Source organism: Ruegeria sp. SCSIO 43209, from assembly GCF_019904295.1.
In the GTDB taxonomy this organism is placed as follows: Bacteria; Pseudomonadota; Alphaproteobacteria; order Rhodobacterales; family Rhodobacteraceae; genus Ruegeria.
Genome location: NZ_CP065359.1, coordinates 1,589,349 through 1,606,817 on the forward strand (window position 1 = coordinate 1,589,349; position 17,469 = coordinate 1,606,817).

Annotated in this window: 15 protein-coding genes and 1 tRNA gene; 2 read left to right on the forward strand and 14 right to left on the reverse strand. The window is 55.8% G+C overall.

Translation table 11 applies throughout. The features are described 5' to 3' along the window. Positions 1-10: 10 nt before the first annotated feature. The 4 genes from I5192_RS08035 to I5192_RS08050 are packed head-to-tail and all read right to left on the reverse strand — an operon-like array spanning position 11 to position 3,769. The gene (locus I5192_RS08035) at positions 11-655 is read right to left on the reverse strand and encodes a type 1 glutamine amidotransferase (RefSeq protein WP_223118142.1); all 645 of its coding nucleotides are present in this window, start codon (positions 653-655) and stop codon (positions 11-13) included. Between the two features lie 50 nt (positions 656-705). Continuing rightward, positions 706-2,130 carry an FMN-binding glutamate synthase family protein gene (locus I5192_RS08040; protein WP_170393281.1) on the reverse strand — a complete coding sequence of 475 codons (1,425 nt, stop codon included), beginning with the start codon at positions 2,128-2,130 and terminating at the stop codon, positions 706-708. Further along, the gene (locus I5192_RS08045; RefSeq protein WP_170393282.1) at positions 2,115-2,828 is read right to left on the reverse strand and encodes a glutamate synthase; all 714 of its coding nucleotides are present in this window, start codon (positions 2,826-2,828) and stop codon (positions 2,115-2,117) included. The genes I5192_RS08040 and I5192_RS08045 overlap by 16 nt, the downstream gene beginning before the upstream one ends. Then, complete coding sequence (locus I5192_RS08050) at positions 2,825-3,769, reverse strand: glutamine amidotransferase (protein WP_170421277.1); 945 nt, start codon at positions 3,767-3,769, stop codon at positions 2,825-2,827. Before I5192_RS08050 ends, I5192_RS08045 begins: the two co-directional genes overlap by 4 nt. 128 nt (positions 3,770-3,897) lie before the next feature. Between I5192_RS08050 and I5192_RS08055 the strand changes: the two genes are divergently transcribed. After that, positions 3,898-4,569, forward strand: a complete 672-nt coding sequence (locus tag I5192_RS08055) for a GntR family transcriptional regulator (protein ID WP_170405336.1) — start codon at positions 3,898-3,900, stop codon at positions 4,567-4,569. Positions 4,570-4,626: 57 nt separating this feature from the next. Here the strand turns inward: I5192_RS08055 and glyA are convergent, their stop codons facing one another. After that, the gene (glyA, locus tag I5192_RS08060) at positions 4,627-5,934 is read right to left on the reverse strand and encodes a serine hydroxymethyltransferase (RefSeq protein WP_223118143.1); all 1,308 of its coding nucleotides are present in this window, start codon (positions 5,932-5,934) and stop codon (positions 4,627-4,629) included. 96 nt (positions 5,935-6,030) lie between these two features. Here glyA and I5192_RS08065 point away from each other — a divergent pair, with 96 nt between their 5' ends. Continuing rightward, entirely contained in the window at positions 6,031-6,909 is an 879-nt protein-coding gene (locus I5192_RS08065) for a LysR family transcriptional regulator (RefSeq protein ID WP_170732005.1), read from the forward strand. 107 nt (positions 6,910-7,016) lie between these two features. On the opposite strand, the gene I5192_RS08070 is transcribed toward I5192_RS08065, so the two are convergent. The 9 genes from I5192_RS08070 to I5192_RS08110 form a co-directional block, all read right to left on the reverse strand. Next, positions 7,017-7,106: transfer RNA gene (locus I5192_RS08070), tRNA-Ser, on the reverse strand. A 64-nt stretch (positions 7,107-7,170) separates the two neighbouring features. Then, positions 7,171-7,998 (reverse strand): GMP synthase, encoded by an 828-nt coding sequence (locus tag I5192_RS08075; protein ID WP_223118145.1) that lies wholly within the window; start codon positions 7,996-7,998, stop codon positions 7,171-7,173. Between the two features lie 87 nt (positions 7,999-8,085). Then, entirely contained in the window at positions 8,086-10,539 is a 2,454-nt protein-coding gene (locus I5192_RS08080; RefSeq protein ID WP_223118146.1) for a DUF3772 domain-containing protein, read from the reverse strand. After that, positions 10,539-11,573: a cysteine synthase A gene (locus I5192_RS08085; RefSeq protein WP_170393289.1), complete on the reverse strand. Its 1,035-nt coding sequence runs from the start codon at positions 11,571-11,573 to the stop codon at positions 10,539-10,541. Before I5192_RS08085 ends, I5192_RS08080 begins: the two co-directional genes overlap by 1 nt. Before the next feature lie 66 nt (positions 11,574-11,639). Beyond that, positions 11,640-12,758, reverse strand: a complete 1,119-nt coding sequence (locus I5192_RS08090; RefSeq protein ID WP_223118147.1) for an NUDIX domain-containing protein — start codon at positions 12,756-12,758, stop codon at positions 11,640-11,642. 29 nt (positions 12,759-12,787) lie between these two features. Beyond that, a complete protein-coding gene (locus I5192_RS08095) occupies positions 12,788-13,228 on the reverse strand; it encodes a TrgA family protein (protein ID WP_223118148.1) in 441 nt (146 codons plus the stop codon). 16 nt (positions 13,229-13,244) lie between these two features. Then, positions 13,245-14,453: a cyclopropane-fatty-acyl-phospholipid synthase family protein gene (locus I5192_RS08100; protein ID WP_170393292.1), complete on the reverse strand. Its 1,209-nt coding sequence runs from the start codon at positions 14,451-14,453 to the stop codon at positions 13,245-13,247. 69 nt (positions 14,454-14,522) lie between these two features. Then, positions 14,523-15,947 (reverse strand): deoxyribodipyrimidine photo-lyase, encoded by a 1,425-nt coding sequence (locus tag I5192_RS08105; RefSeq protein WP_223118149.1) that lies wholly within the window; start codon positions 15,945-15,947, stop codon positions 14,523-14,525. Positions 15,948-15,994: 47 nt separating this feature from the next. Further along, positions 15,995-17,221, reverse strand: coding sequence for an aminotransferase class V-fold PLP-dependent enzyme (locus tag I5192_RS08110; RefSeq protein WP_223118150.1), 1,227 nt, complete (start codon positions 17,219-17,221; stop codon positions 15,995-15,997). Positions 17,222-17,469 lie beyond the last annotated feature (248 nt).

Genomic DNA, 17,469 nt, shown 5'->3' on the forward strand with positions numbered 1-17,469 from the left:
GCTCAAAGGCTTATTGCTCAGGGACGTATGTACCGCGAAAAAGCTCTACTGCTTGAAGCGCTGCAATATCGTCGGGCACAATTGCCGCGCTGACCGAGGACATCCCATCATCCGCTTCCGTAGCTGACAAAAGCACCTCTCGACCTCTGGTGAACAGATCGCGCAAGTGATGCGCCTTGTATTCGGGATGAAACTGAACAGAGCGGGCAGGAAAATCATAATCCAGTGCACCAACTGGACAGTGGCCCGCTGATCCGGTCACCCGAGCCGAGTCCGGAATGCTTGTTACCTGATCCTGATGCCAGACATATGCATCCACGCTATCTCCGCCATAGTTGAAGGGCCGTGCGCCAACGACATTGCCTACCTCGACTTTCTCGGCCCGACCACCATAGACGTCAGCCATGATCTGATGTCCGAAACAGATACCAAAGACTGGTTTTCGGATTTCTCGACAACGGTCCAGGAAGGCACGTAGCGGCTGCATCCAATCCGTGTCATCATAAACGCCAAATTCAGATCCGCCGACTATAGCGCCGTCGAAATCGCTCTCGTCCGGGAGCGGTTCTCCATCAACGACCCCGACTACTACGAACTCGGCTTCCGGTAGGTGTGGGGCGATCCACTCCTGAATCTGCTGTGAAGTCCGCGGCATTCCCTCCAACAATGGCAGCGGGTGGCTAGTCAACTCAAGAACTGCGATTTTCACCAGTCAAAAGCCCTGTCAATTCCAGCCATTTTCACCCCAGTGAAAGCTGACGCTTGAAAGCTAAGCGCACGCAAGTCTTCGGTTTCCAGATTGTGTACCGAGGACTTTCCGCAGGCTTTCGCAAGCGCTGTAATCTCCATGGTCATGGCCGTCAGATAGCGCGCAATGCGCTCTGCCCCTGCATTAGGGTTCATACGAGCTTCGAGACTTTCATCCTGCGTCGCAATGCCAACCGGGCAACGACCAGTGTGGCAATGGTGGCAGGCGCCCGGCGAGGTTCCCAACGCCGCGTAATCTTCGAGATAGCGCGGACTGTTGCATCCTAGCGCAACCATGGCCGCGTTGCCGATCATCACAGCGTCAGCACCGAGGGCCAGACACTTCGCGGCGTCCACACCGGACCGAATGCCACCGGCAGCGACCAGAGAGACTTTGCCGGTCATGCCGCATTCGTCCAATGCTTCACGCGCGGCACGAATAGCGCTCATCGTTGGGATTCCGGTATGGTTTAGCAATAGCTCCGGAGACGCGCCGGTACCACCTTCGGCACCATCAACTACTACAACATCAGCACCCGCTTTGGCGGCAACTGCCACGTCAAACCGGGGACGTGTCGCACCCATCTTGATGAAGATCGGCACCTGATAGTTGGTGGCGATGCGCAATTCTTCAATCTTCACTGCCAAATCATCAGCGCCGAGAAAATCTGGATGGCGGATCGTAGATCGCTGATCCACGCCTTCGGGCAAAGTTCGCATCTGGCTGACGCGCGGGCTGACCTTCATACCCAGCAACAGACCCCCGGTTCCGGGTTTCGCACCCTGCCCCACGACAAGTTCCAAGGCATCCGCGCGGCGCAGATGATCCAGATCCACACCATACCGCGCGGGTGACATCTGATAGAGCAGGCGTTGGGAGGCTTCGCGCTCCTCTTCCAGCATGCCACCCTCACCCGTGCAAGTCATGGTTCCTACTTTCGAGGCCCCATAACCCAGCGATGCCTTGGCCGATGCCGACAAAGCACCAAAGGACATTGAAGCGATGTAGATCGGGATCTTCAATTCAAGCGGGCGCTCCACAAGGCCGCGCCCTCCACCCAGAACGGTCGTCGTATCGCAATTCTCGCGATAGCCTTCTAGAGGCAGGCGGGTCATCGTTGCAGGAACGAATGTCAGATCATCAAAAGTCGGCAATTGCTTGTTGAACGTGTTGTATCCACGTACCTGATAGCGCCCAAGCTGCGCCAGCGCGTGAACTTCCGAGATCGCCTCGGGTGTCCAGCGGGTCGATCCTCCTTCGTCATACGACGAAGGAACGCCAGCCGGGCGGCCGTCGATCGCTCCCGCATCGCGGAACCTGATTTCCTCTTCCGAGGCAACGTCGAACGGATATTCGTAAGGTTTACTCAGATCATGAGCCATGCGCTTGCGTCCCTGCTTTCAAAATACCAAAGACGCTGGCCCGAAACCATTTTGCGCCAATTTCGCGAACTGTCGACAAGCCCGAGCGGGTCGAGGATCGCATCGACCTCGGCCACTTCTTCAGCAGTCGGTTCGATCACGTCGACATCCACACCCAGGCTGTCGACCTCGCCAGCTACCCAGACCTCACCTTCCCAAAGCGCATCAGCACAGGATTCCCCCGCTCCGCCAAGCGCTATGATCCGACCGGAATGCGCCATGAAGCCGGACTGATAGCCAATCTTTCCTTCGACGACGATGTTTCCACCTTTCATCGCAACGCCCACCCTTGGACCCGCATCGCCTTTGACATGGATCGTGCCGCCGATCATCGCAGCACCACAGGACATACCGGCATAGCCACCGACAGTGATGTGCCCTTTGGCCATACCTTCGCCAACGGCCCACCCACAATTGCGCTCAATTGTGATGTTCGCCCCGGTATTGAGGCCGCCGCAGTAGTACCCCACAGAGCCCTCAAATGTGATATCCACATTGTCTGGCAGACCCACGCCCAAATTATGACGAGACAGCGTATCTACCACGCGGATCGGCCGACCCATTGTGCAGGCTTCCATTATCTCACGATTGACCTCGCGGATATGTCGCTTGCCGACTTCGATGACGATCTCATCCATCTTTGCAGCCACCTCATTCATGCCGCCAAACTCCGGTTTCCGACGCCCCAGATACCGGTCAGCGACGGGCCGTCGTAGTTGATCACATCGCATTCCTCGGTCATCACCCGGCGGACCGCTTGTTCTTCGGTCGCAGCCGCCAGATCGCCATTGCGGTTGACGACGACCAGAGGCTTCATTGCAAATCGGTCTTTGGCAAACCCAATCCCGTTTGGCGTTGCGATCATGTAGGTAAACACACCATCGATAGAGGTAATGGACTTCTTTAGCGCCTGCTCCATGGTCAGGCCCGCCTTCATCTGGTCGCTGACCCACACGGCAATCAACTCGCTGTCATTCTCAGTCAAGAACCGATAACCCATTCGGGTCAGCTTATCGCGCCAGGTGAAGTAATCGGTGATCTGCCCGTTATGTACGATCGCGACATCCGAAAATGGGCGCGCCCAGAACGGATGCGATGCGTTAGGCAATACCGAACTTTCCGTAGCAAGCCGCGCATGCCCCAGCCCATGTGTTCCTATCATATCGCGAACGCCGTGCTTTTCTGCCACGGCTTCGGCACCACCAATATCCTTGATGATCTCAAGACTACGGCCGCAGGATTGTACTTCAATGCGGTCTGTCAGCTCATCCGCGTCTGCGACCCAGGCTTGAAGATTCCTTGGGTCTGAAATTTCCATCCGAAAGCAATAGTGACGACTTTGGTCCGTTACGATTTGGGGGTCAGACAGAAAGCTGCTTCCGTGTTCACGCAATATCGTTTCAAACGCGGAGAGATCCGCATCCTGTTGAGACTTGTCGAATCCCATTCCGCGTAAAACGTATCCCGTTTCTCGTGGCAAACCATAAACGGCGAAGCCAGTGCTGTCGGCGCCTCGATGTTCCTGCGCATCCATCAGGTCAACAAGATCCGCCCCAACCTTCCCGGGCGCGGCCAGTATTCTACCAGCAATTCCACACATGAAGAGCTCCCTGTTCATTCTTTCCTGTATACTGTATACAGTACACGAACAATAGCAACCCCATTCGCCTTGGCAGCAGTTGTTTTATTGAATACAGAATTCATGAAGGACAGAAAGAGAGGCTCCGAGTGGCTCTGAAACAAATCAAAACACAACGCAGACGCCTGGCGGACGAGGTCTATGACCAACTGGTCGAAGCCATCATGAGTCGCGAGATCACCGGTGAAGATCGGCTGGTGCAGGAAAAGCTGGCCGCCGAGTTGAACATCAGCAGGACGCCCGTACGCGAAGCGCTCATGCGGTTGGAGACTGAAGGCGTGTTGGAAGTGGCCGCCAGCGGCGGATTTCGATTGGCGCGCATGGACCAGACCGAGGTGCGGCAACTATACCAGGCACGTGCCGCGATCGAAGGACAAGCCGCGCGCATACTTGCGGTACACGCAGAACCAGAGGTGCTGGATCGATTGCGTGAACTCATTCGTCGCGAAGAAGATCTGAGCCAGCCAACGACCCGAGACTATTTTATCGCAAACCGACGCATTCATCGTGCCTTCATGGTTGAGGCGGGCAACAAATTTCTTATCGATATGTTCGATATGATCTGGGGCAAAGCGATGGCGTTCCATCTGTTTTCAGCGATTGAGAATGTTGATATCTCCAAATCGCTCGGAAACCACCTGACGCTAGTTGACGCGATAGCGACGGGTGATGTCACCGAAGCGCTGGAAACTTTCACCAGCCACATTCAGGAAGGTTTCGACCTTCAGATCGAAGGTCTGAAAGAAGCGGATAACGGTTAAACCGCGTTTCTGAGCGAGCGGCCAATCAGGGCCTTTGCCTGATTGGCCGCAGCTTGTTCAAATCACGAAATGCAGCCTGTCGAACTCAGCGCGCCATCCAGATACCTCGGTTAGAACGGATTCACCGCTCAAGCCACGTCGGATCAGTTCCGCCAGACGCTCTGCATCTCCTGCTGTCATACCCCACCGGACCAGCTCGGGCGTGCCGATCCGTAGGCCATTCATGTCGCCTTCCACCGGCTCAACTGGCAATCCGATGCCACATGCCAGAAACCCGGATTTACGAAGCAGTTTGGAGGCAGTCTGACCGCCACCATACGGCGCTGCCAGTACCGCGAATTGATGAGAATTGGTGAAACCCTCTCCACCCGCGAAGACCGGAACACCTTGCGCATCCAACGCGGCAGCAAGTGCTTTGGACATCGCAATCATCTCATCTGCATAGGCTGAGCCGAACTCTTTCCAATCCAGCATGGTGACGGCAAGTGCAGCCGTTTTTGCGGCATCAAAGTTGGCTGTCATACCGGGGAAAGCAATTGCATCCAGCGCCTTGGCGATTTCTGCATCGTTCGACACAATCAGACCCCCGGCCGGTCCGCCCAGGCTTTTGTAGGTACTCATGGTCATGAAATGCGCACCCTCCTTCAGCGGGTTGCACCACGCACGCCCTGCGATGATGCCGCACTGATGGGCGGCGTCGAACATGACCTTTGCGCCAATTTCATCTGCTATGGCACGCACCTCGGCCACAGGATGCTCAAACAGGTTCAGACTGCCGCCTATCGTGATTAGCTTGGGGCATTCGGTCTTCGCCAATGCCCTCAACCGGTCCAAATCAACGGTATACCCATCCGCATTGACGGGGGCCTCAATAGTGCGCAGACCAAACAGCCCCGCACACCCCGCCAAATGATGAGTCACATGGCCACCAATCGATGCTGGCGGAGCGATTATCGCATCACCGGGTTTGCAGGTCGCCATAAAACCATAGAGGTTGGCAATTGCGCCCGAAGGCACGCGAACCTCGGCGAACTGCGCATCAAAGACATCGGCACATAGTTCTGCGGCGATAACTTCGATCTCTTCGATCGCCTCCAGTCCCATTTCATATTTGTCACCGGGGTATCCCAGCGATGGTCTGGATCCAATGCCCGAAGACAATAGCGCCTCGGCCCTCGGGTTCATGACATTTGTCGCCGGGTTGAGATTGAAGCACTCTTTTTCGTGAATGCGCCGGTTTTCGTCCGCCAGATGCTCGATCCGGACCAGTAGATCGCCAGACGACGTCGAGGCGGCCTTTGTCGCGATATCCTGAATCAGGGTTTCGCTTGCGGCAGGCACCCAGTCTCTTTGTACAAGTGTCATCTGACATCCTCCTGTTTTTTGCAGTTTGGCGGCTTTCGCGTGACACCGCAAAGCAGAATTGTTATTTCTTGGCGTAGAAAAACTAAGGCTAGATCGATGAGTGTCGCCCCCAAACGCCCCAAGGGACCTCCGCTGAATGCAATGAGGGCGTTCGAGGCCGCGGCGCGGCATGTCAGCTTTGTCGCGGCGGCGGAAGAGTTGAACGTCTCACCGGGGGCGATCTCGCAACATGTAAAGGCGTTGGAGGGTTGGGCAGGTGCGCCGCTGTTTCGCCGCAACGCGCAAGGGGTTGAACTGACGCCCCAAGGTCAATCACTTGTCGCTGTCTTCACCACAGCCTTTGATCAGATGGGCGATGCCGCTCGGGCCTTGCGAAACCTTAAACCAAATGCCGATTTTCACATCGCCGCTTTGCCTGCTGTTGCCCAACTCTGGTTGCCCAAACGATTGCGCCGGATCAGAGAGTGTTTTCCGCATATCAATTTTTCGGTCACGGCGCTGGAAACACCACCCAGCCTGTCGCGTGAGATGTTCGATTTGGCGATCTTCTTCGCGACCTTGGACGAAGCACCTGACCAAATTGTGCTGTGCGAGGATGAAACCCAACCGGTTTGCGCGCCTGCTCTGCTGGATCGGGTGACCGGCAACAACGGGTTTCAGGGCACTCCCTTGTTGCACGATCAGACGTGGAGCAGCGATTGGTCCACATGGTCGCGAAGCACAGGTTGTGAGGTCCCAGATGTCAAAACTGGTCCGCAGTTTTCGCTTTACAGCCTTGCCGTGGAAGAGGCCAAGGCCGCAGCTGGCGTGCTAATGGGGCACCTATGCTTACTCGAAGAGCCATTGAAATCTGGTGCACTCGTAACGGCCCACGCGCAATCCTGCCCGACAGGGCGTGCTCTAGCGGTTCAAGTGCCAGTGGCATCGCGACGAAGACCCGAAACCGATCAAGTCATCGCCTTGTTGTCAGATTGAGTCAAATCTCATCAATCCGGTGCATTGTGCACGTCACTTCACATTGAAAGCCGTGCACAAAACAGTCTCGCATAGACCGCAAGGCAACTCAGATTACATAGGGCATATGGCGGAGAGACAGGGATTCGAACCCTGGAGACGGTTTCCCGCCTACACACTTTCCAGGCGTGCGCCTTCGACCACTCGGCCACCTCTCCGGTAGAGGTGACTTATGCGAATTTCTGAACCGAGCGCAAGGCCCCTTTCGTAAAAATGGACGGGTCAGAAAATACGAAAGCTGGCGACAAATGGCAGATGATCCGACACCTCATCCTTGAACGCCTCGCGCCCCATATTCATGGTCCAGTGCATTGGAAACAGTCGCAAGCTGCCGCGGACATAATCGGTGGAATAAGTGCGTGATACGGCAAAACCGTCCAGTAAATTGGCGCGACCCCTATCCAGAATATGCGAAAATCGGTCTTGCAGATCCCAGCACGAAACAAAGTCCATCATGTCATCCCCACCAAGATGGTGGAAATTGCTGACGTCCTGACCGGGGATCATGTTGAAGTCGCCCATCAGCAGAATCGTGCGTTGTGTCAGACCGGGGGTCGAGCGGATTTCAGCGATCTTATCACCGATGATCTTGCATTGGCTGTCACGTATCTGCTGCTCGGGCCGGTCTCGTCCGGATTTAAGATGCACAGCGATCAGCTTGGCCTTGAATTTGCCGACCTCGACATCGGCGATCAGGGCCTGACGTCCGCCGGGATCGTCACCTTCCGAGCCGTCGATCAGCTGCAAACCTGTCACCGAGACCCCCGGTTTGTGCAGAAACCCGATATGGATATTGCCGTTGGGCTGCGGCAGGATCTTGACCTGATAGTCCAGCCCCTTATCGGCCAGACCCAAGGCAAGCCGATCAATATGTTCGATGGGGCTGACCTCGACCAGAGTGATCAGTTCGGCGTCCAGCAGGGCCAGCCCTTCGATTTGATGGGTGACTCGGTCACTGCTGGCTAGAATACCCAGACTTGTGTTCACCGGATTGAAGCCGGCCAGATTCCAGACGGCAATACGCGCGAGGCTGTGTGAAAATGTAACCATCAAAATTCCTCCTGCAAATGACTTCAGACTACATCAAAATGAAACAGTCCGATAACCATTTGCGGGAAAATGCCGATCGCATCACGCTCAGTGGTTGTCGCCCTCGCCGTCCTGATCCCCTGCCGCGTCCAGATCGTCCGCTGTCATGTCCACTGGTTTTGTCGATGGCGCATGGGGTGATAGGTCGTCATCCACGGCAGAAGCATCATTGGACGGATCGGACTGACCCGTCAGCACCTCAGGGTTACGGAGCCACAGGTCACGCTGCGCAAACGGGATCTCGATGCCTTCCTCAACGAACCGGCGATTGATCTCGTGGTTCATGTCGGATTTGACAGACAGCACCCAATTCACATCCCGCAGGATCGCGCGGATTTCGAAATCCAACGAGTCTGCACCGAAGCCCTGGAACACTACGCTGGGCGCGGGATTGGCCAGAACCATCGGGTGCCCGTTTGCGATCTCGCCCAGAATAGTTTCGACCTTGCGGGTATCGGTACCATAGGCGACGCCTACAGGCACGATCACTCGGCCAATCGTATTGCCCCGGGTGTAATTCGTAACCACCCCACTGATCAGGTCCGAGTTCGGAACGATCACATCCGTCCGGTCGAACGTCTCGATCCGCGTCGACCGGACTGAGATATCGCGCACATATCCCATCATGCCGTTCACATCGATCCAGTCACCTTTGGAGATAGGACGCTCAACCAGCAGGATGATCCCTGAGACAAAGTTCGATACAATGGTCTGAAGACCGAAACCGATGCCGACCGACAAAGCACCCGCAACGATCGCAAGCGAGGACAGGTCAAAACCGGCAACCATGATAGCGATCAGTGCCGCCAGAAAAATTCCGACATATCCGGTACCCGACACGATGGCATTCTGCCCGCCGGGATCAATGCTGGTCTTCGGCAGCAGTGAATTGCGCAGCCCGCTTTGCAGCAAACGGGTCAGCGTATATCCAATGGCGAAAATGGCAACGAACGTCAGGAAATTACTGGGTGAAATCGTAACCCCGCCAATATCAAACCCCAGCAACAATCGCGACCAAGCTTCAAGCAGGTCCGTCTGGCGCGCGCCCCAGTAAAGCGCCAATATCGGCAACGCCAGAATGGCCAGCGCGAACCCGACCAGAACCGAAAACAGTGAATCGCGCGCGGCGTCGCCCTGCCCCGAAAGCCAGCCATATACCGTACCAATAAATCGCTGCACGATCACTAGTGCTGCAATCAGAACCAGCGTTTTGATGGCAGGAAATACGATAGCTTCGGCAGCGTTAATGTATCCGAAAGCCCCCAGGATTGGAGTCGCAATCCCAAGCATGAACAAGGCGCGCCGCAAGAACTCGACCAATTGGCTGAACCCTGCGCCACGGCGGGTAGCTTCCTGGTCCGTCTGTTCTTGCTGAGGCTCTGATTGGCGGACCTGACGCACACGCAGCAGAAGAAGGGCCGATACCACAACGATCGGGAAGCCAACAACGGCGCGGGTCGCGTCAGAGATATTCTCGATCTGCTCGAACAATTGCGCCAGCTCGTGCAAAATAAGCATGACCGCCAACAGGTCTATATAAACCCGCAATTCTCTGATTTTGCCTGCGGACAGTCTTTGGAAGTTCTGCGCCGCTCCCATCAGATAGACCTGCCGGCCGATCCAATCAAAATAGAAGATAATCGCGGCCCAATAGGGGATTTGCTGGAACAAAAGTGTACCGCGCAGGCCCAGCACGCCAGTTAGCACGACGGCGGTGACCAACGCCAACACGCCCAACCAAGGCAACAGAATGCGCAACAGCGAGACAATAAAGGTCCAGACCCCGCTGCCGCTACCTCCTAGCGAGCGGAGATATTCGCCACCTTTCTCGGACCATTTGCGCCCAAACAGCAATAGAACTGCTGAAACAACCAACAGCACGAGAATGCCAAGACCGCGCTCGCGGATTTGTTCGCGCACCACATCAGAGCGCAAGTTTTCGATGGTTTCGTTAATAAGGCTGTGCGTCGCCTCTTTGATGTCGACCCAAGCTGGTCCCCAATAGACGGGGTTGAGCGGCGACGGCCCGCGTTTCAGCATCTCTTTCTTTTGTCGGTCTCGGACTATCCGATCAATTTCGCTGATCAGCCCATTCGCGCGACTGAAAGCCTCTTCCGAGATGATGCGGGGAACACGCAAACTGTTCAGTTGTGTTTCGAGTTGCGCACGCAGCTTGGCAATGTCTTCGGCCTCGCTTTCCCCTTCAGCCGGCTTTGGGCCAAGCGCCTTGAGTTGGCTTTCCAGCGTCTGAATACGATCGGTGTTGGCACCGCGGGCTTTGTTAAAGTCTTCGCGATACTCATTTATTTCCGAACGCAAATTCTCTAATGCTGCGTTGGATGCACGGTTCGCGCGAATAACAGATTCCGCCCGGTCCGCCGTGCTGACCCAGCCCTGATAATATTCGCTCTGCCGGTCAGTAAGTTGGGCAGAGGCGATCCCGCCCGAACCAATCAAGCAGAATAGCACCAGAACCAGACACAGGCGGACCTGTCGCAGCATCACACGTCCTCAAACACGCCAGGAATACTGCGCGGCGCATCGGTCATCCAATCGGGCACGGGAAGTTCCTTTTCACGCAGGAATTCAGGATTGAACAGTTTGGATTGATAGCGGGTGCCGTAGTCACACAAAATCGTAACAATGGTGTGCCCTGGCCCCAGTTCTTTCGCCAAACGGACGGCACCGGCAATGTTGATCGCAGTTGAACCGCCCATCACCAGACCCTCTTCGCGCAGCAGATCGAAGATATAAGGCAGCGCTTCGCTATCGGTAATCTGCCAGGAATGGTCAGGTGTGAACCCTTCGAGGTTCTTGGTAATCCGCACCTGTCCGATACCTTCTGCGATAGAACCTCCCTCCATCGCGATCTCACCAGTGGTGTAGAAGGAATAGAGCCCCGCCCCCATCGGATCAGCCAAACCGATCTTGACACCCTTGGGCTGCAACGCTTCAGCCACCCCGGCCAGAGTACCACCCGATCCAACGGCACAGATGAAGCCATCGACTTTACCGCCGGTCTGCTCCCAGATTTCGGGACCAGTGGTTTCCACATGTGCCTGACGGTTGGCGACATTGTCGAACTGATTGGCCCAAATCGCACCATTTGGTTCGGTTTGAGCCAATTGTTCGGCCAGTCGGCGCGAATAGTGCACAAAGTTGTTGGGATTACGGTACGGCGCTGCAGGCACCTGCACAAGCTGAGCCCCCGCCAGGCGGAGCATATCCTTTTTCTCTTCGGATTGGGTTTCGGGAATGACGATCACCGTCTTGAACCCCATCGAGGCACCAACCAGCGCCAGACCGATACCGGTATTCCCGGCCGTGCCCTCAACAATCGTGCCGCCGGGTTTCAGATCACCGCGCGCAATCGCATCGCGGATGATAAACAACGCAGCACGGTCTTTGACGGACTGACCCGGGTTCATGAATTCGGCCTTGCCGAGGATCTCGCATCCCGTTTCTTCGCTGACGCGACGCAGCCGGATCAAAGGTGTTTTACCGACGGCGTCGGCAAGGTCTCGTGCAATGCGCATGGCATCCTCTTGTCATATGGTATTGCAGCAGATTTACAGGTGCCCTGACGCGATCACAAGCAGGGATCACTTAGCGCGCAGTCGATCGCGGTTCCGCGCCAACCAATAAGCAAGAGTTAGAAGCGGCAGATCCTTGAAAACATGAGCATCTACCATGTTCATGAATTTATCAAACGGCAGAATTCTGCTGCGGATATCCTCACCTTCGGAAGCGAGGCCACCGCTTACAACCGTACTAGTCAGATCCCCAAGACCGACATAGAGATAAACATACTCTGTTGACGATCCGCTGGATGAATAGGCACCACCTGCATATTCCAGTTGGTATAGTGAAATCTGCGCTTCTTCCATGGCCTCGCGGGTGGCCGCCTGCTGAGGTGTTTCGCCCGGATCGATCATACCAGCCACAGGCTCCCACATCCACGGCTCGGGGTCGTCGATCAGGAACACGGGCGCACGGAATTGCTCTACCAGCAACACCGTATCGCGCACCGGATCATAAGGCAGGACGATCACTGCAGACCCTTGCATCAACCCGCTGCGATGCAGCACCGGGCTCAGGGCGCCGTCATACTGACGATGCTGCAGTTCAATTTCATCCATCCCAAAATAGTTGACATAAGCGTGCTTGCGGTCATGAACGATCACGTCATCCGCAACGCTCCGCTCATCCCCCGTTCCACGTTGTCTTGCCGCTAATCTGGCCCAGGCGCGTGTTCTCATAGCTGGAAAGCTGCGCACGATGTCCGAGGCATCGACTCTTCCAAAATGGGCCATCACCTCGTCTGCCGCGAACACCGAAAGCGCACCCCAATCCCTGATCCAGGTTTCAAGATCCCACGGTGCGCCTTTTTTCCAAATGTCAGTATCCGGAAAGAACACCAAGGCCTGATGTTCTTTTCCATCCTCAGTCACGATTGTCTCCGGGCGCAGTTCATATTCGAACCCGCCTTCATAGAAGGCCAATCGACTACGCTCGACGTCACCTAGGCCCTGCACCAGAACGCCACTGGCCTTACTGCCCTTTTCGGTGACAATCATTGGAAAGGGTTGATCTTGAACCGCATATACGGCGTGATCGGGCAAAACAGCCTGCATCGCCGATAAATCGTCTGCGCTGCGACCCATGACGAGTTCCAGCAAAGAGACATGGCGCAGAGTGCCATAGAAAAACAGATTGGACAAAGTTGAGGCCCCGAATTGGCAGATCAGATTTAACGCCAGCGGCGAAAGGCAATTTCGGTAAGTATCCCGCTGAGAACAGCACCAAAACCCAGCGTAAGCAGGATTTCCGGTGCCAGAAGCTGTTCACCATAGCCAATCCCGATCTGAAAGATAGCAAGCAGAGCCTCAAACGGACCACCAAACCGATGGCGCATCGCCTGACAGAACATCTCGTAGGTGCCCTGAACGAACAGCCCCCAGAAGACCAGCGCCGCAACACCGGTCAAACCGTTGTTGACGGCCGCGGTCCAGCCACGGCCAGCACGTTTACCCATGACAACCCAGCCGCAGATCCAACCCAGGATTATGTTCACGTAAGTGAAATAACCATAGTCCTTACCCTCTTCCCCGTTGTCGATAATCATGCCTGAAACAAGGAATGCGATCACCAGCAGACACAACGCGGCGACGAGACGTGAGGCTGTAGGCATTCGATTTTTCCGTTCTTCAACTGGGTTTGGCTATCGTGATCTGTGTCACATCACAATTACCGGTGTCAAAGGCTGCGCCACATGCGGTCAAATAATAATTCCACATGCGGCGAAAACGCTCATCAAACCCCATCTCCGATATCTGATCCCACTTGGCATTGAATGTCTCGTACCAGCGTCGCAGGGTCAGATCGTAGCTTTTGCCAAACTCTTTTGAGCGCACAACGGTCAACCCCGCCTGATCGATCTGATCTCTAAGGATTGACGGTGCGGGCAGCATCCCGCCGGGAAAGATGTATTTCTGAATGAAATCAACGCCGTTCTTGTAAATGTCCCAGCGATGATCCGCGACTGTGATGATCTGCAAAGTGGCATGGGCACCCGGCTTCAACCGATCACGGACCGTGTTGAAATATGCGGGCCAGTATTTTTGACCGACTGCTTCGAACATCTCGATCGAGGCAATTCCATCATATTGACCCTGCTCATCGCGGTAGTCCTGTAGCTTGAACTCCACGAGATCAGAAAGCCCTGCTTTTTCAATTCGCTCTCTAGCAAACTTCAACTGCTCTTGGCTAATGGTCAGCCCGGTGACGCGCAACCCACGCTCTTTCGCGGCATATTCGGCGAACCCACCCCAGCCGCACCCGATCTCAAGGATATGATCCCCCGGTTTGGCCCCCATTTCATCCACCAGGCTGGCATATTTCGCAGTTTGCGCCTTTTCGAGGCTTTCCTGACCCGTTTCAAATATGGCGCTGGAATAGGTCATCGTGTCATCCAGCCACAGGCCATAGAAGTCATTGCCGAGATCATAGTGATACGAGATGTTCTTTTTCGCCTGCGACCGGTTGTTACGATGCAACCAGAACCGCAGTCTTTCATAGGCTCGCACTAGAAACTGTCCGGTAAAATCATCGTAGACCGTCTCAGTTCCCAGATGCACGAGGTCCATGAAACTGCGTAGGTCCGGTGTGCTCCAATCGCCTTCAAGGTAGCCGTCCGAGAAGCCCAGCTCTCCCTCGCGCACCAGCCGGGAAAAGACGTCCGGGTCGTGGATGTCCACATGTGCCACGGGGCCTGGTTGTGGCGCATCCGCGCGGAAAATGCGTCCGTCGGGCAGCGCGATGTCAAGTCGGCCGCGCTCCATCCTCTTCAGCATCTTGAAGACTTGTGTAAAATATCTCGGCAGGTTTTCCTGCCCTTCGGTGCTCGTCAGGAACATCCGCTCTCCCCTCTGCGGTTGCGGGTCAAAGCTAGGACGGGATTCGGTTTCTGGCAAGTTTTCAGTTCCTTACTGGTCTTTTCCGGCATTATACGCGCCCAACGCACGGGCGCGGCCTTCCTTCAGCCCCACCACCGGTGCGGGATACATCTGGTCAGGAGAAAGCCCCCATGATCGCGGCACGGCATCAAAATAGGCTAGCGCGTTCGATGGCGGCTCGGATTGGCCCTCGGCAATCCAGCGACGCACAAAACCTGAGTTTGGATCAAACCGCTCGCGCTGTGTGTCGGGATTGAAGATACGGAAATACGGTGCGGCATCAGGCCCGCAACCGGCCACCCATTGCCATCCCATCGCATTTGCAGCTGGGTCCCAGTCGATCAGGCAATCCCCGAACCAGTCTGCGCCGATTTTCCAATGCGTCATCAGATGCTTTGTCAGATAACTCGCGACAATCATCCGAGCCCGATTGTGCATGCGTCCGGTGACATACATTTGTCTTAGACCGGCATCGACAAGCGGAATTCCGGTTCTTGCCTGACGCCACGCGCGCACTTCGGGCGTGTCGGGATCAGTATTCCAAGGGAATGCGTCCCATTCAGGCTTCCAATTGGCACTCAGAAGATGCGGCCAGTGGTACATTAAGTGATATGCGAACTCACGCCACACAAGCTGACGCAGATAGCCTTCACCACCATGCGCCCCGGTTTGGTCGGCGATTTGCACCCGATGCCAGATTGTACGCGGCCCGATCTCGCCCAGTGCAAGGTATTCTGAAAGATCAGAGGTTCCAGATTGATCCAGTTGGTCCCGCTGTTCGCGATACTGATCAATACGTTCTAGAAACGCATCCAACTGGTCCAGCGCCGCATTTTCGCCCGGGTGGACAAACGGGCGGACCACTGCGGCCCCGCGCTGCATAACCCGATCCAATCGCCAATCAGACAATTGATCGGACGCAGGCCAGGTTTTCGGCGTCATAAGCCGCGCGGGCGCGGGCTCGGGCAAAGAGACTTCGCGCCCCTGCACTGATCGCCACATCGGAGTGAAGACCCGAAACGGCTGGCCGGTTTTGGTGGCGATCGTCCAAGGCTCAAACAGAAGTTGGCCAGCAAATGACTGTGCCTGGATACCCTGTTCGGTCAAAGCAGCCTTGATCTGGGTATCCCTGTTGATCGCCTCCGGATCATAAGCCCGCGTCCAGAATACGGAGCCTGCCCCAGTTTCTCTGACCAGTTCACAAAGAACATCCAGTGCTTGACCCTGGCGCAGTATCAACTTGCTGCCAAGCTGCTCAAGCCTGCCGGCAAAAGCGTCAAGGCCCAGACCAAGGCGCCATTTCGGCGCGGCACCCAAAGTCTGAACCTGATGATCGAGAACAAATACGGGCACGATGGGTCGACCTGATTGCACCGCCGCGCTCAGCGCCGGATGATCTCCTAACCGAAGATCGCGCCTGAACCACAAAATGATCGGAGAATGATCAAAATTCATGTCCGCCCCATGTTTTCTTCGAACTACGAAGCGCCGCAGAAACTGGATCACAAAACGCGGTCAAGCGCCTCCAAAAGCTGATCAATTTCCTGTCGACTGGTGTAGTGTGTAAAGCTAAGGCGCAAGACCCCTTGTTCTGCGTCAACGCCCATCGCTTGCAACGGGCGATGTGCGTAGAAATCACCGCCACCTGCCATGATACCGTGTTTGGAAAGCTCGGCAGCAACAGGCTCGGCCTTCTTATTCAGACTTAACGCTACCGTCGGTGCACGCCGGCTGGCATCAGACGGTCCGATGAGGCGCAGAGCGTTCCGGTCTTTGACCGCGTCCAGCAGAGGTTGCAATAAAGTGACCTCGTGTTCCCGCATCAGATCATGCACAAAGGACCCCCTTGCCGAAGCTCCTGTTTCCGGTCCTCCATGATGGGCACAAAGCAGGTCCACATAGTCCGCCATGCCTGCGCTGGCCGCGATCTGAGCATGGTCAGGCCCGGCTGGTGTGAACCGCTTAAAAAGAGTGTCGCCGTTAAAATAATGCGCTTGGTTGGGCAGCAATTCACCCAAAGCTCGTCGAATAACCATGCAACCCTGATGCGGGCCATAGGTTTTGTAGGCGGAAAACAGATAGATATCTGGGCCCAGATCACCGACATTGGGGAACCCGTGCGGTGCGTAAGAAACCCCGTCGACACAGGCAAAAGCACCCGCAGCATGGGCGATCGCGGTGATTTCGGTGACCGGGTTGATTTCCCCAACGACATTCGAGCAATGCGGAAAGCACACCAGCCGCACTTTCTCGTCCAGCAAATTCTCCAAATCTTGCGGGTTCAAAGACCCACTCTCCGGATCAATCTTCCATTCCCGAATTTCGATCCCCTCATCGGCCAATCGCCGCCAGGGCCCCGAGTTTGCTTCGTGGTCCTGATTGGTCACGACAATCGCTTCGCCCGGCTGCATCCACTGCCGGAATGCCTGAGCCAGTACATAGGTGTTCTGTGTCGTCGAAGGGCCAAAGCTCAGCTCATCTGTTTCCACCCCCAATATCGCGGCAAGTCGCGCTCGTGCTTCGTCCATTTCCGCGCCACCCGCACGGCTCGCCTCATAGGGCGCGTAGGGCTGAACCTTTCGCTGGATGTAGAACCGGCTCAACCGATCAAGCACAGGTTTGCAGGTATAGGACCCACCTGCATTCTCAAAAAAGGCCTGTCCTTGAAGGCTGGGTTCCGAAAAGGCCGGGAATTGTGCCCGAACGAATTCAATATCAAGAGCGCCCATCGCATCTCTCTCCCTTATCATGCACTACAGTCCGGGTTGTTGCCCGCGCAAAGTCCGGACATCCCCGAAAACAAGGCAGGTCTTCCAGCCCAGCCGCAGGTCCTTGGAACGGGTAAGGATCGACGGCAGCCCCCATGATGGCCCCATCACCACCAGCAGACCCGGCCAGATAGCCAGAGGTAGAAGGTTGGGTCAAGTGATTGCGTTAATGGTATTTTTTGCCGCCACGCAATGCGTGCACTGACGAA

What these genes read in the sequence shown, in the direction of transcription:
- I5192_RS08035 (WP_223118142.1), bottom strand. Translation starts at nt 655, where the DNA reads ATGCCGCGGACTTCACAGCAGATTCAGGAGTGGATCGCCCCACACCTA.
- I5192_RS08040 (WP_170393281.1), bottom strand. Translation starts at nt 2,130, where the DNA reads ATGGCTCATGATCTGAGTAAACCTTACGAATATCCGTTCGACGTTGCC.
- I5192_RS08045 (WP_170393282.1), bottom strand. Translation starts at nt 2,828, where the DNA reads ATGAATGAGGTGGCTGCAAAGATGGATGAGATCGTCATCGAAGTCGGC.
- I5192_RS08050 (WP_170421277.1), bottom strand. Translation starts at nt 3,769, where the DNA reads ATGTGTGGAATTGCTGGTAGAATACTGGCCGCGCCCGGGAAGGTTGGG.
- glyA (WP_223118143.1), bottom strand. Translation starts at nt 5,934, where the DNA reads ATGACACTTGTACAAAGAGACTGGGTGCCTGCCGCAAGCGAAACCCTG.
- I5192_RS08065 (WP_170732005.1), top strand. Translation starts at nt 6,031, where the DNA reads ATGAGTGTCGCCCCCAAACGCCCCAAGGGACCTCCGCTGAATGCAATG.
- I5192_RS08075 (WP_223118145.1), bottom strand. Translation starts at nt 7,998, where the DNA reads ATGGTTACATTTTCACACAGCCTCGCGCGTATTGCCGTCTGGAATCTG.
- I5192_RS08080 (WP_223118146.1), bottom strand. Translation starts at nt 10,539, where the DNA reads ATGCTGCGACAGGTCCGCCTGTGTCTGGTTCTGGTGCTATTCTGCTTG.
- I5192_RS08085 (WP_170393289.1), bottom strand. Translation starts at nt 11,573, where the DNA reads ATGCGCATTGCACGAGACCTTGCCGACGCCGTCGGTAAAACACCTTTG.
- I5192_RS08095 (WP_223118148.1), bottom strand. Translation starts at nt 13,228, where the DNA reads ATGCCTACAGCCTCACGTCTCGTCGCCGCGTTGTGTCTGCTGGTGATC.
- I5192_RS08100 (WP_170393292.1), bottom strand. Translation starts at nt 14,453, where the DNA reads ATGTTCCTGACGAGCACCGAAGGGCAGGAAAACCTGCCGAGATATTTT.
- I5192_RS08105 (WP_223118149.1), bottom strand. Translation starts at nt 15,947, where the DNA reads ATGAATTTTGATCATTCTCCGATCATTTTGTGGTTCAGGCGCGATCTT.
- I5192_RS08110 (WP_223118150.1), bottom strand. Translation starts at nt 17,221, where the DNA reads ATGGGCGCTCTTGATATTGAATTCGTTCGGGCACAATTCCCGGCCTTT.